This window comes from Streptomyces sp. ASQP_92 (assembly GCF_025399895.1).
GTDB lineage: Bacteria > Actinomycetota > Actinomycetes > Streptomycetales > Streptomycetaceae > Streptomyces.
Map to the genome: position 1 here is coordinate 51149 of NZ_JAODUA010000013.1, position 12949 is coordinate 64097.

Consider the following 12949-nt stretch of genomic DNA (forward strand, 5'->3'; position numbering starts at 1 on the left):
GGCCCTCGGCCGACGCCGGTACGCGCACGAGAGCCCCGGACCGGCTTCGGTCCGGGGCCCTCGTCGGGTGGCTCGTGCCTACAGACCCGCGGCGCGGCGCAGCGCGTCCACGCGGTCCGTGCGCTCCCAGGTGAAGTCGGGGAGCTCGCGTCCGAAGTGGCCGTACGCGGCGGTCTGGGCGTAGATCGGGCGGAGCAGGTCGAGGTCGCGGATGATCGCGGCCGGGCGCAGGTCGAAGACCTGGGTGATGGCGGTCTCGATCTTCTCGTTGTCGACCGTGTTGGTGCCGAAGGTCTCGATGAACAGGCCGACCGGCTCGGCCTTGCCGATCGCGTACGCGACCTGGACCTCGCAGCGGGCGGCGAGGCCGGCCGCCACGACGTTCTTGGCGACCCAGCGCATGGCGTAGGCGGCCGAGCGGTCCACCTTCGACGGGTCCTTGCCGGAGAAGGCGCCGCCGCCGTGGCGGGCCATGCCGCCGTACGTGTCGATGATGATCTTGCGGCCGGTCAGGCCGGCATCGCCCATCGGGCCACCGATCTCGAAGCGGCCGGTCGGGTTCACCAGGAGGCGGTAGGCGTCGGTGTCCAGCTTGATGCCGTCCTCGACGAGCTGCTTGAGGACGTGCTCGACGACGAACTCGCGGATGTCGGGGGCGAGCAGCGACTCCAGGTCGATGTCGCTCGCGTGCTGCGTGGAGACGACGACGGTGTCGAGGCGGACGGCCTTGTCGCCGTCGTACTCGATGGTGACCTGGGTCTTGCCGTCGGGGCGCAGGTAGGGGATGGTCCCGTTCTTGCGGACCTCGGTCAGACGGCGCGAGAGACGGTGCGCGAGGTGGATCGGCAGCGGCATCAGCTCGGGCGTCTCGTCGCAGGCGTAGCCGAACATCAGGCCCTGATCGCCGGCACCCTGCTTGTCCAGCTCGTCCTCATCGCCCTCGACCCGCTTCTCGTACGCCGTGTCGACGCCCTGAGCGATGTCCGGGGACTGGGCGCCGATGGACACCGAGACGCCGCAGGAGGCGCCGTCGAAGCCCTTCTTCGACGAGTCGTAGCCGATTTCCAGGATCTTGTCGCGCACGAGCTGGGCGATCGGTGCGTACGCCTTGGTCGTGACCTCTCCGGCCACGTGCACCAGGCCCGTGGTGATGAGGGTCTCCACGGCGACGCGCGAGGTCGGGTCCTCGCGCAGGAGCGCGTCGAGGATCGTGTCGCTGATCTGGTCAGCGATCTTGTCGGGGTGACCCTCGGTCACGGACTCCGAGGTGAACAGACGACGGGACACAATGCTCCCTGGGGTTGCAGCGGCTGCTGGCTGATCATGGTAGGTCGCGCCGGGAGCTGCGCCCGGCTGCGTTCCGAGACCAGTTTATCGGTCGGTTCTGCTCGTGGGACCACGTGTCTCGATCCGTGGAGTGCGGAAGATCTCCGGATCCGGTCGTTCCGGCGTCCGGTGCGCACGGCACGGGCGCCGCGCGCGGGCCCGCCGGCACGGGCGGGGGCGGGTGCCGCGCGGCTAGGAACGGTCGGCGGCCGGGGTGTCCGGCCGGCCGAAACGGGGGCCCACCAGATCCCACACCGTGTCGGCGAGGGCTTCCTTGGGGCCGTGGGGGACGGGCGTCTCCGAGCCGTCGGAGGCCAGGACGACGGCCTCGTTCTCCTCGGAGCCGAACGTCTTGCGCTCGCCGACCTCGTTCACGACGAGCAGATCGCACCCCTTGCGGCGGAGCTTGAGGCGGCCGTTGGCCAGCACGTCGTCGGTCTCGGCGGCGAAGCCGACAACCACCTGGTCCGGCCGGGCCCGCTCGGCCGAGATCTCGGCGAGGATGTCCGGATTGCGGACCAGGGCGAGCGGCGCGGGCTCCTCACCGTCCTTCTTCTTGATCTTCCCGGCGGCGTACGCCCCCGGCCGGAAGTCGGCGACGGCGGCCGCCATGACCACGGCGTCGGCGTCCGCCGCGGCCTTCAGGACGGCCTCTCGCAGCTGTACGGCGGTGCCGACGCGGACCACGTCAGCACCGGCCGGGTCGGGCAGACCGGTGTTGGCCTCGATCAGAGTGACCCGGGCCCCGCGCGCGACGGCCGTCCGGGCCAGCGCGTACCCCTGCTTGCCGGAGGAGCGGTTGCCGAGATAGCGGACGGGGTCGAGCGGCTCGCGCGTGCCCCCCGCGCTGACCACCACATGCCGTCCGGCCAGATCCCGCTCGGCACTCCCCCGCGCGAGCACCCGGCGGCACACCTCGAACAGCTCGCCCGGGTCGGGCAGCCGGCCCTTGCCGGTGTCGACGCCGGTGAGCCGGCCGACGGCGGGCTCGACGACGACCGCGCCGCGCCGGCGCAGGGTGGCCACGTTCTCCTGGGTCGCGGGGTGCTCCCACATCTCGGTGTGCATCGCGGGCGCGAAGACGACCGGACAGCGCGCGGTGAGCAGGGTGTTGGTGAGCAGGTCGTCGGCGAGGCCGTGGGCGGCCTTGGCCAGCATGTCGGCGGTGGCGGGCGCCACGATCACCAGGTCGGCGCCCTGTCCGATGCGGACGTGCGGCACCTCGTGGACGTCCGACCAGACCTCGGTCGAGACGGGGTGGCCGGAGAGCGCCGACCAGGTGGCGGCCCCGACGAAGTGCAGCGCCGACGCGGTCGGCACCACCCGGACGTCGTGCCCCGACTCGGTGAGCCGGCGCAGCAGTTCGCACGCCTTGTAGGCGGCGATGCCGCCGCTGACCCCCAGAACGACCTTCGGCTTGCCCATCGGAAAACTCGCCTCTCCCCGCGCGCCTGATGCGTGCGCCTACCTGCGTGTGTGCACCTGCGTGTACGTACCCATGACACACCACAGGCCCGGCAGTCGCGCTGCCGGGCCTGGGGTGGAAAACGTCACGCTGCCTACTGGGCGGGGCCCTCGATGGCCTCGGAGGTCAGCAGACCCGCGTTGATCTCACGCAGCGCGATCGAGAGCGGCTTCTCGTGGACGTGGGTGTCCACCAGCGGGCCGACGTACTCGAGCAAACCCTCACCGAGCTGCGAGTAGTACGCGTTGATCTGGCGGGCACGCTTGGCCGCGTAGATCACCAGGCTGTACTTCGAGTCGGTTGCCTCGAGGAGCTCATCAATCGGAGGGTTGATGATGCCCTCGGGGGCGGTAATGGAAGAGGACACTCTCTGCCTTCCGATGGGGATCGAAGATGCGCGTCGCGCGATGCCGGTCGTCTCGGCGTCATCGGTATGACTACGGATGACGTCATACGACGGAATCAAACAACTCGCATCAAGGCTAGCAGCTCACGGGCCACGTCCTCGACCGAGGTGTTGACCAGGGTGGTGTCGAACTCCGCCTCGGCGGCCAGTTCGACCTTCGCGGCGGTGAGCCGGCGCTCGATGACGTCGGGCGCCTCGGTGCCGCGACCGGTGAGCCGGCGGACCAGTTCGTCCCAGCTCGGCGGTGCGAGGAAGACGAGCTGCGCCTCCGGCATCGACTCGCGGACGAGCCGGGCACCCTGGAGGTCGATCTCCAGGAGGACGGGCTCGCCCGCTTCGAGACGTTCCAGAACGGCCTGGCGCGGGGTTCCGTAGCGGTTGCCCGCGAACTCGGCCCACTCCAGCAGTTCGCCGTTGGCGACGAGCTTGTCGAACTCCTCGTCGTCCACGAAGAAGTACTGCACGCCGTGGCGCTCGCCGGGGCGCGGCTTGCGGGTCGTCGCCGACACCGAGAGCCAGACCTCGGGGTGGACCTTGCGCATATGAGCGACGACCGTGCTCTTGCCGACCCCGGAGGGGCCGGAGAGCACGGTCAGCCGCGGACGTGCGTCCGGGGGTACGGGGGTGGTCCCCCGGGGGGTTACTGCCATGCGGCGATTATTCCAGCTTCTCGGGCATGCCCGAGACGTCAGGCCCCGGAGCCGCCGAACTCACGCTCAAGGGACGCGATCTGATTGGAGCCGAGCCCCCGCACGCGGCGGCTCTCGGAGATCCCGAGCCGCTCCATGATCTGCTTGGCACGGACCTTGCCCACACCGGGCAGGGACTCAAGGAGGGCGGAGACCTTCATCTTCCCGATGACGTCGTTCTCCTGGCCCGACTTGATGACCTCGTGGAGGGAGGCGCCGGAGTGCTTGAGTCGATTCTTGACCTCGGCCCGCTCCCGGCGAGCCGCGGCGGCCTTTTCGAGCGCGGCTGCGCGCTGTTCAGGGGTAAGGGGCGGAAGAGCCACGCCTACGTCACCTCGGATGTCGAACTGTCGGATACGGACCGGTGAGGAACCTAATCGCCCCACACCAGGCGAGCAACGAACAACGCACTCGCGCACGTGCTCGTCTGCTCTCGTCGGAGACTAGCGGCCAAGGCCGCTCCAGTCAGCGAGAACAGACGAAAAGTCCTGGTCAGCCTCGACCGACCGGGACTTTCCGGACATAACACCCTGGTTTCGTGTAAGGAAATTGTCAACGATCGGTACGCGCGCACCGCGCAGCCTCCCGCGAGGGGTGGATTCCGGGTCGTGGCGGCCGGGAACCGGACCGTCGCCGCATGTCGGGAAAGCACGGCGCCCCGGTGCGACGCATGTCACACCGGGGCGCCGCCGTGGATCAGGCGCGCTCGATCGCCTCGCGCACCTCGTCGGCGTACCGGGCCGCCGCCGCGCGCAGGGCGCTCACGTCCGGGCCGTGGCGCAGCACACCGCGGCTGACGCTGGGGACCACGTTGCCGACGGCGGAGCCGAAGACACCGGGCAGATCGGCCGGGGTCGCGCCCTGGGCGCCGATGCCAGGGGCGAGCAGCGGGCCGTTGATGTCGAGGTCCACACCGGCGTCGCCGAGTGTGGCGCCGACCACGGCGCCGACCGAACCGAGCGGGGAGGCATCCGCGTTCTCGGCCCGCATGTGGTCCAGCATCACCTGGGCGAGCGGCCTGCCGTCGGCAGCCGTCGAGCGCTGCACCTCGGCGCCCTCCGGGTTGGAGGTCAGGGCGAGCACGAAGACGCCCGAGCCGGACGCGGCCGCCAGGTCGAGCGCGGGGCGCAGCGAGCCGAAGCCCAGATACGGCGACACCGTCACGGCGTCCGAGAAGAGCGGGGAGGCGGGGTCCAGGTAGGTGGCCGCGTACGCCGCCATGGTCGAGCCGATGTCGCCGCGCTTGGCGTCCATCAGGACCAGCGTCCCGGCCGCGCGGGCCTCCTCGACGGCCCTCTCCAGGACCGCGACGCCGCGCGAGCCGAACCGCTCGAAGAACGCGGACTGCGGCTTGAGCATCGCGACCCGGTCGGCGAGGGCCTCGACCGTGGTGCGGGTGAAGCGCTCGAGGCCCGCGATGTCGTCGTTCAGGCCCCAGTCCGCGAGCAGGGAGGCGTGCGGGTCGATGCCCACGCACAGCGGGCCGCGGGTGTCCATCGCCTCGCGCAGGCGGGTACCGAAGGGGGTCATGCGGCGGCCTTCTTCCGGGTCTCGGCGCCGACGGCCTCGGCGAGCGTCGCGTACGGGGAGGTGGCGAGGCGGGCCGCGAGGCCCTTGTGGATGGCGCGGGCCCAGAACGGGCCTTCGTAGATGAAGGCGCTGTAGCCCTGGACCAGGGTGGCTCCGGCGAGGATGCGCTGCCAGGCGTCCTCGGCGTTCTCGATGCCGCCCACCCCGATGAGGACGAGCCGGTCGCCGACGCGGGCGTACAGGCGGCCGAGCACCTCCAGGGAGCGCTCCTTGAGGGGGGCGCCGGACAGGCCGCCGGTCTCCTTGACGAGGCCGGCCGGGGACTTCAGGCCGAGCCCCTCGCGGGCGATGGTGGTGTTGGTGGCGATGATGCCGTCCAGGCCGAGTTCGACGGCGAGGTCGGCGACCGCGTCGATGTCGGCGTCGGCGAGGTCGGGGGCGATCTTGACGAGCAACGGGACGCGACGGCCCCGGACGCTGCGGTCGGCGGCCTCGCGCACGGCGGTCAGGAGCGGGCGCAGCGACTCGGTGGCCTGGAGGTTGCGCAGGCCGGGGGTGTTCGGCGAGGAGACGTTCACGACGAGGTAGTCGGCGTGGGCGGCCAGGCGCTCGGTCGACTTCACGTAGTCGGCGGCGGCCTCGGCCTCCGGGACCACCTTGGTCTTGCCGATGTTGACGCCGACCGTGGTGCGGAACACGGCCTTGCGGGCCGCCAGGCGCTCGGCCACGGCCGCCGAACCCTCGTTGTTGAAGCCCATGCGGTTGATGAGCGCGCGGTCCGGCACGAGGCGGAACAGGCGCTTCTTGGGGTTGCCCGGCTGGGGCTCGCCGGTGACGGTGCCGATCTCGATGTGGTCGAAGCCGAGCATCGCCATGCCGTCGATCGCGACGGCGTTCTTGTCGAAGCCGGCCGCGAGGCCGAACGGGCCGTGCATGCGCAGACCGAGGGCCTCGGTGCGCAGCTCCTTGTAGCGGGGCGCGAGGACGGCGGCGACGAAGGTGCGCAGGACGGGGACGCGGGCCGCGAGGCGGATCCAGCGGAAGGCCATGTGGTGGGCCTGCTCGGGGTCCATCCGCTTGAAGACGAGGTTGAAGAAGAGCTTGTACATGGTCGGTGTCCTCAGGGGCTCTGGAAGAGGGCTCATGAAGAGGGGGACACCGTTTCCGGTGTCCCCCTGCTTCCCCGTCTGCTAGTCGCGGGCCGCGGTCAGGTGTTCCGCGTGCTCCTGGAGCGAACGCACCCCCACGTCCCCGCGGTTGAGCGCGTCGATGCCCTGGACGGCGGCGGCGAGCGCCTGGACCGTGGTCAGGCAGGGCACGGAGCGGGCGACGGCCGCCGTGCGGATCTCGTAGCCGTCGAGCCGGCCGCCGGTGCCGTACGGCGTGTTGACGATGAGGTCGACCTCGCCGTCGTGGATCAGCTGGACGATCGTCTTCTCGCCGTTCGGGCCCTCGCCCTCGCTGAGCTTGCGCACGACCGTGGCGTTGATGCCGTTGCGGCGCAGGACCTCGGCGGTGCCGGAGGTGGCCATCAACTCGAAGCCGTGGGCGACCAGTTCACGCGCCGGGAAGATCATCGTGCGCTTGTCCCGGTTGGCGACCGAGATGAACGCGCGGCCCTTCGTCGGCAGCGGACCGTACGCGCCGGCCTGCGACTTGGCGTACGCGGTGCCGAACACCGAGTCGATGCCCATGACTTCACCGGTGGAGCGCATCTCCGGGCCGAGCACGGTGTCGACGCCGCGCCCGTGGACGTCGCGGAAGCGGCTCCACGGCATCACGGCCTCCTTGACGGAGATCGGCGCGTCCAGCGGCAGCGTGCCGCCGTCGCCCTCCTTGGGCAGCATGCCCTCGGCGCGCAGCTCGGCGACGGTGGCGCCGAGCGAGATGCGCGCGGCGGCCTTCGCGAGCGGCACCGCGGTCGCCTTCGAGGTGAAGGGGACGGTGCGCGAGGCGCGCGGGTTGGCTTCGAGGACGTACAGGATGTCCCCGGCCATCGCGAACTGGATGTTGATCAGTCCGCGGACGCCAACTCCCTTGGCGATGGCCTCCGTCGAGGCGCGCAGCCGCTTGATGTCGAAGCCGCCCAGCGTGATCGGGGGCAGCGCGCAGGCCGAGTCGCCGGAGTGGATGCCGGCCTCCTCGATGTGCTCCATGACGCCGCCGAGGTAGAGCTCGGTGCCGTCGTAGAGGGCGTCCACGTCGATCTCGATCGCGTCGTCGAGGAAGCGGTCGACCAGGACGGGCCGGGTCGGGCTGATCTCGGTGGACTCGGCGATGTACGAGGACAGCCGCTCCTCGTCGTACACGATCTCCATGCCGCGTCCGCCGAGCACGTACGACGGGCGTACGAGGACCGGGTAGCCGATCTCGTCGGCGATGGCCTTGGCGCCCGCGAAGGTGGTGGCGGTGCCGTGCTTGGGGGCGGGCAGGCCTGCCTCGGCGAGGACGCGGCCGAAGGCGCCGCGGTCCTCGGCGGCGTGGATGGCCTCGGGCGAGGTGCCCACGACCGGGACGCCGTTGTCCTTGAGCGCCTGCGCCAGACCCAGCGGGGTCTGGCCGCCGAGCTGGACCACGACGCCCGCGACCGGGCCCGCGAGGGTCTCGGCGTGGACGATCTCAAGGACGTCTTCGAGGGTGAGCGGCTCGAAGTAGAGGCGGTCGGAGGTGTCGTAGTCGGTGGAGACCGTCTCCGGGTTGCAGTTGACCATCACGGTCTCGTAGCCGGCGTCGCTCAGCGCGAAGGAGGCGTGGACGCAGGAGTAGTCGAACTCGATGCCCTGGCCGATGCGGTTGGGGCCCGAACCCAGGATGATCACCGCGGGCTTCTCGCGGGGCGCGACCTCGCTCTCCTCGTCGTAGGAGGAGTAGAAGTACGGCGTCTTGGCGGCGAACTCGGCGGCGCAGGTGTCGACCGTCTTGTAGACCGGGCGCACGCCGAGCGCGTGGCGCACCTCGCGCACGACGTCCTCGCGCAGGCCCCGGATGTCGGCGATCTGGGCGTCCGAGAAGCCGTGCCGCTTGGCCTCGGCGAGCAGCTCGGGGTCGAGCTTGTCGGCGGCGGCCAGCCCGTCGGCGATCTCCTTGATGAGGAAGAGCTGGTCGACGAACCACGGGTCGATCTTCGTGGACTCGAAGACCTCCTCGGGGGTGGCGCCCGCGCGGATCGCGTACATGACCGTGTTGATCCGGCCGTCGGTCGGGCGCTTGGCCTCTTCCAGGAGGGTGGCCTTGTCGCCGACGGGGCTCGTGAAGTCGAACTGCGAGCCCTTCTTCTCCAGGGAGCGCAGCGCCTTCTGGAGCGCCTCGGTGAAGTTGCGGCCGATCGCCATGGCCTCGCCCACCGACTTCATGGTGGTGGTGAGGGTGGAGTCGGCGGAGGGGAACTTCTCGAAGGCGAAGCGCGGGGCCTTCACCACGACGTAGTCGAGGCTCGGCTCGAAGGAGGCCGGCGTCTTCTCGGTGATGTCGTTGGGGACCTCGTCGAGGGTGTAGCCGATGGCGAGCTTGGCCGCGATCTTGGCGATCGGGAAGCCGGTGGCCTTGGAGGCGAGCGCCGAGGAGCGCGAGACGCGCGGGTTCATCTCGATCACGATGACGCGGCCGTCGGCCGGGTCGATCGCGAACTGGATGTTGCAGCCGCCGGTGTCGACGCCGACCTCGCGGATGATCGCGATGCCGATGTCCCGCAGGCGCTGGTACTCGCGGTCGGTCAGCGTCATCGACGGGGCGACGGTGATCGAGTCGCCGGTGTGCACGCCCATCGGGTCGAAGTTCTCGATGGAGCAGACGACCACGACGTTGTCGTTCTTGTCGCGCATCAGCTCCAGCTCGTACTCCTTCCAGCCGAGGATGGACTCCTCCAGGAGCACCTCGGTGGTCGGCGAGAGCGTGAGGCCCTGCCCGGCGATGCGGCGCAGTTCCTCCTCGTCGTGCGCGAAGCCGGAGCCGGCGCCGCCCATGGTGAAGGAGGGGCGCACCACGACGGGGTAGCCGCCGAGGGTGTCGACGCCCTTGATGACGTCGTCCATGGAGTGGCAGATGACCGAGCGGGCGGACTCGCCGTAGCCGATCTTCTCCTTGACGGCCTCGACGACGCCCTTGAACAGGTCGCGGTCCTCGCCCTTGTTGATGGCCTCGACGTTGGCGCCGATCAGTTCGACGCCGTACTTCTCCAGGACGCCCTGCTCGTGCATGGAGATCGCGGTGTTGAGCGCGGTCTGGCCGCCGAGGGTGGGCAGGAGGGCGTCGGGGCGCTCCTTGGCGATGATCTTCTCGACGAACTCGGGGGTGATCGGCTCGACGTAGGTGGCGTCGGCGATCTCCGGGTCGGTCATGATCGTGGCCGGGTTGGAGTTGACCAGGATGACCCTGAGGCCCTCGGCCTTGAGGATGCGGCAGGCCTGGGTGCCCGAGTAGTCGAACTCGGCGGCCTGGCCGATGACGATCGGGCCGGAGCCGATGACCAGGACGGACTGGATGTCGGTGCGCTTAGGCACGCTCGGCCTCCATCAAAGATACGAAGCGGTCGAAGAGGTACGCGGCGTCGTGCGGGCCCGCGGCCGCCTCGGGGTGGTACTGGACGCTGAAGGCCGGCTGGTCGAGCAGTTGGAGGCCTTCGACGACCTGGTCGTTCAGACAGACGTGGGAGACCTCGGCGCGCCCGTAGGGCGTCTCGGAGACCTTGTCGAGCGGCGCGTCGACGGCGAAGCCGTGGTTGTGCGCGGTGACCTCGACCTTGCCCGTGGTGCGGTCCTGCACCGGCTGGTTGATGCCGCGGTGGCCGTACTTCAGCTTGTACGTGCCGAAGCCGAGCGCGCGGCCGAGGATCTGGTTGCCGAAGCAGATGCCGAACAGCGGCGTCCTGCGCTCCAGGACCGCCCGCATCACGGCGACGGGGCCGTCGGCGGTGGCCGGGTCGCCCGGGCCGTTGGAGAAGAACACGCCGTCGGGGTTGACGGCGTACACGTCCTCGGCGGTGGCGGTCGCGGGCAGCACGTGCACCTCGATGCCGCGCTCGGCCATGCGGTGCGGGGTCATGCCCTTGATGCCGAGGTCGACCGCGGCGACGGTGAACTTCGCCGTGCCGATCGGGACGGCTTCGCCGTCGGGCCCGATCGCGGGGACCACGTAGGTCTCCTTGGTGGCGACCTCCGCGGAGAGGTTCGCGCCGACCATCTGGGGCGCTTCCTGCACCCGGGCCAGCAGCGCCGCGTCGTCCGCGACCGCCTCGCCGGAGAAGATGCCGACGCGCATGGCGCCGCGCTCGCGCAGGTGGCGGGTGAGGGCGCGAGTGTCGACACCGCTGATCCCGACGACGCCCTGCTGGACGAGTTCGTCGTCCAGGGAGCGGCGCGAGCGCCAGTTGGAGGGCATGCGGGCGGGGTCGCGCACGACGTAGCCGGCCACCCAGATCCGCTGCGACTCGGGGTCCTCGTCGTTCACGCCGGTGTTGCCGACGTGCGGGGCGGTCATCACGACCACCTGGCGGTGGTACGACGGGTCGGTGAGGGTCTCCTGGTAGCCGGTCATTCCGGTGGAGAACACGGCCTCGCCGAAGGTCTCCCCCACGGCCCCGTAGGCGCGGCCGCGGAAGATGCGGCCGTCCTCCAGGACGAGTACGGCGGGAACCTTGGCGGCTCCCCGGGTGGAGGTCGTCATCGTGCGGCGCCTTCCGTCGTGTTGGTGGGTTGTTCAGGAGTTTTCGTCATGGAGTTGATGGCCTCGACCCAGGCCGGGTGCTGCTCGGCCCGGTCGGAGCGGAAGCCCGAGTCGATGAGGCGGTCGCCGTGGCTCCAGGTGACGACGAGCAGGCCGCCCTCGGTGAGGACCTTGCCCGCGATGCCCTTGTCGAGCCGGGCGCCGCGGAGCCGGTCGGCCGGGACGAAGAAGTCGTTCGCCCCGGGACGTACGACGTCCAGGCCCGCGTCCGTCAGGGTGAGCTCGGCCTTGCTGCGTACGCCCAGGCCGTGCGCCACGATGCGGTCGAGCCACTGCCCGGCGGTGGTGGAGCCGTGGTAGCGGCCGCTCAGCCTCAGTTTCGCCTCGCCGGGCTCTTCGGGCGCGGTGAAGAGGTCGGGCAGGTCCGCCTGGAGGCGCCGGCGCCACTGCCAGCCCTGGCGCATCAGCCAGTAGACGAGGGCCACGAAGAGCGCGAGCCCGACCAGCCAGCCGATGCGTCCGCCCCAGTTGGTCACCTCGGCGGACTTCTCCTCGGCGGCCAGATCGATCAGTGATGCGTACGTCACGCGAGCTTCCCGTCCACAAGCGTTGCCCGGCCCCGCAGGAAGGTGTGGGTGACACGCCCGGGCAGCTCGCGGCCCTCGTAGGGGGTGTTGCGGCTGCGGGAGGCGAAGCCCGCGGGGTTCACCTCTCCACGGTATGCCGGATCCACCAGGGTCAGGTTGGCGGGTTCGCCTGCCGAGACGGGGCGCCCGTGGCCCTGGGCCCGGCCGATCTCGGCGGGCTTGTGCGCCATGCGGTCGGCGACGCCGGCCCAGTCGAGCAGCCCGGTCTCCACCATCGTGTGCTGGACGACCGAGAGCGCGGTCTCCAGGCCCACCATGCCCATGGCGGCCGCGGCCCACTCGCAGTCCTTGTCCTCGTGCGGGTGCGGGGCGTGGTCGGTGGCGACGATGTCGATGGTGCCGTCGGCGAGCGCCTCGCGCAGCGCCATGACGTCCTTCTCGGTGCGCAGCGGCGGGTTGACCTTGTAGACCGGGTTGTACGAGCGGACCAGCTCGTCGGTGAGGAGCAGGTGGTGCGGGGTGACCTCGGCGGTCACGTCGATGCCGCGGGACTTGGCCCAGCGGACGATCTCGACGGAGCCTGCGGTCGAGAGGTGGCAGATGTGCACCCGGGAGCCGACGTGCTCGGCGAGCAGCACATCGCGGGCGATGATCGACTCCTCGGCGACGGCGGGCCAGCCACCGAGGCCGAGCTCGGCCGAGACGACGCCCTCGTTCATCTGGGCGCCCTCGGTCAGGCGGGGCTCCTGGGCGTGCTGGGCGACGACGCCGCCGAAGGCCTTCACGTACTCCAGGGCGCGACGCATGATCACCGCGTCGTGGACGCACTTGCCGTCGTCGGAGAAGACGGTGACACCGGCGGCGGAGTCGTGCATGGCGCCGAGCTCGGCGAGCTGCTTGCCTTCGAGGCCGACGGTTACGGCGCCGATGGGCTGCACGTCGCAGTAGCCGGACTCCTTGCCGAGCCGCCAGACCTGCTCGACGACGCCCGCGGTGTCGGCGACGGGGAAGGTGTTGGCCATGGCGAAGACCGAGGTGTAGCCGCCGCGCGCGGCCGCCCGGGTGCCGGTGAGGACGGTCTCGGAGTCCTCGCGGCCGGGCTCGCGCAGATGGGTGTGGAGGTCGACGAGGCCGGGCAGCAGGATCTGGCCCGCCGCGTCGACGACCGTCGCGTCGCCCGCGTCGAGGCCGGTACCGACGGCGGCGATGGTCTCGCCGTCGATCAGTACGTCCTGGACGTCACCGCCGAGGACCTTCGCACCACGGATCAGGATCGTGCTCATGG

The 12949-nt window shown here is 70.7% G+C and carries 11 protein-coding genes; all 11 read right to left on the bottom strand.

The window, feature by feature from the left end; translation table 11 throughout:
* Nucleotides 1-78 precede the first annotated feature (78 nt).
* Nucleotides 79-1287 (bottom strand): methionine adenosyltransferase, encoded by a 1209-nt coding sequence (metK, locus tag N4G70_RS24695; RefSeq protein WP_261714909.1) that lies wholly within the window; start codon nt 1285-1287, stop codon nt 79-81.
* 231 nt (nt 1288-1518) lie between these two features.
* Entirely contained in the window at nt 1519-2751 is a 1233-nt protein-coding gene (gene coaBC, locus N4G70_RS24700; RefSeq protein ID WP_261714910.1) for a bifunctional phosphopantothenoylcysteine decarboxylase/phosphopantothenate--cysteine ligase CoaBC, read from the bottom strand.
* Between the two features lie 134 nt (nt 2752-2885).
* On the bottom strand, nt 2886-3158 hold the full coding sequence (gene rpoZ / locus N4G70_RS24705) for a DNA-directed RNA polymerase subunit omega (RefSeq protein ID WP_005319902.1): 273 nt from the start codon (nt 3156-3158) through the stop codon (nt 2886-2888).
* A 95-nt stretch (nt 3159-3253) separates the two neighbouring features.
* Nucleotides 3254-3847: a guanylate kinase gene (gene gmk / locus N4G70_RS24710; RefSeq protein ID WP_261714911.1), complete on the bottom strand. Its 594-nt coding sequence runs from the start codon at nt 3845-3847 to the stop codon at nt 3254-3256.
* A 38-nt stretch (nt 3848-3885) separates the two neighbouring features.
* Nucleotides 3886-4209 (bottom strand): integration host factor, encoded by a 324-nt coding sequence (locus tag N4G70_RS24715; protein WP_053724505.1) that lies wholly within the window; start codon nt 4207-4209, stop codon nt 3886-3888.
* 373 nt (nt 4210-4582) lie between these two features.
* Nucleotides 4583-5416 carry an orotidine-5'-phosphate decarboxylase gene (pyrF, locus tag N4G70_RS24720; protein ID WP_261714912.1) on the bottom strand — a complete coding sequence of 278 codons (834 nt, stop codon included), beginning with the start codon at nt 5414-5416 and terminating at the stop codon, nt 4583-4585.
* Complete coding sequence (locus N4G70_RS24725; RefSeq protein WP_261714913.1) at nt 5413-6525, bottom strand: quinone-dependent dihydroorotate dehydrogenase; 1113 nt, start codon at nt 6523-6525, stop codon at nt 5413-5415. The genes pyrF and N4G70_RS24725 overlap by 4 nt, the downstream gene beginning before the upstream one ends.
* Nucleotides 6526-6606: 81 nt before the next feature.
* Nucleotides 6607-9915, bottom strand: coding sequence for a carbamoyl-phosphate synthase large subunit (gene carB / locus N4G70_RS24730; RefSeq protein WP_261714914.1), 3309 nt, complete (start codon nt 9913-9915; stop codon nt 6607-6609).
* The gene (carA, locus tag N4G70_RS24735; protein WP_261714915.1) at nt 9908-11077 is read right to left on the bottom strand and encodes a glutamine-hydrolyzing carbamoyl-phosphate synthase small subunit; all 1170 of its coding nucleotides are present in this window, start codon (nt 11075-11077) and stop codon (nt 9908-9910) included. Before carA ends, carB begins: the two co-directional genes overlap by 8 nt.
* Nucleotides 11074-11664 carry a hypothetical protein gene (locus N4G70_RS24740; RefSeq protein ID WP_261714916.1) on the bottom strand — a complete coding sequence of 197 codons (591 nt, stop codon included), beginning with the start codon at nt 11662-11664 and terminating at the stop codon, nt 11074-11076. Before N4G70_RS24740 ends, carA begins: the two co-directional genes overlap by 4 nt.
* The gene (locus N4G70_RS24745) at nt 11661-12947 is read right to left on the bottom strand and encodes a dihydroorotase (RefSeq protein WP_261714917.1); all 1287 of its coding nucleotides are present in this window, start codon (nt 12945-12947) and stop codon (nt 11661-11663) included. Before N4G70_RS24745 ends, N4G70_RS24740 begins: the two co-directional genes overlap by 4 nt.
* Between the last annotated feature and the right edge of the window lie 2 nt (nt 12948-12949).

Coding starts and splice junctions, on each gene's coding strand:
- pyrF (WP_261714912.1), bottom strand. CDS start 5,416: ATGACCCCCTTCGGTACCCGCCTGCGCGAGGCGATGGACACCCGCGGC.
- coaBC (WP_261714910.1), bottom strand. CDS start 2,751: ATGGGCAAGCCGAAGGTCGTTCTGGGGGTCAGCGGCGGCATCGCCGCC.
- N4G70_RS24745 (WP_261714917.1), bottom strand. CDS start 12,947: ATGAGCACGATCCTGATCCGTGGTGCGAAGGTCCTCGGCGGTGACGTC.
- N4G70_RS24725 (WP_261714913.1), bottom strand. CDS start 6,525: ATGTACAAGCTCTTCTTCAACCTCGTCTTCAAGCGGATGGACCCCGAG.
- gmk (WP_261714911.1), bottom strand. CDS start 3,847: ATGGCAGTAACCCCCCGGGGGACCACCCCCGTACCCCCGGACGCACGT.
- carA (WP_261714915.1), bottom strand. CDS start 11,077: ATGACGACCTCCACCCGGGGAGCCGCCAAGGTTCCCGCCGTACTCGTC.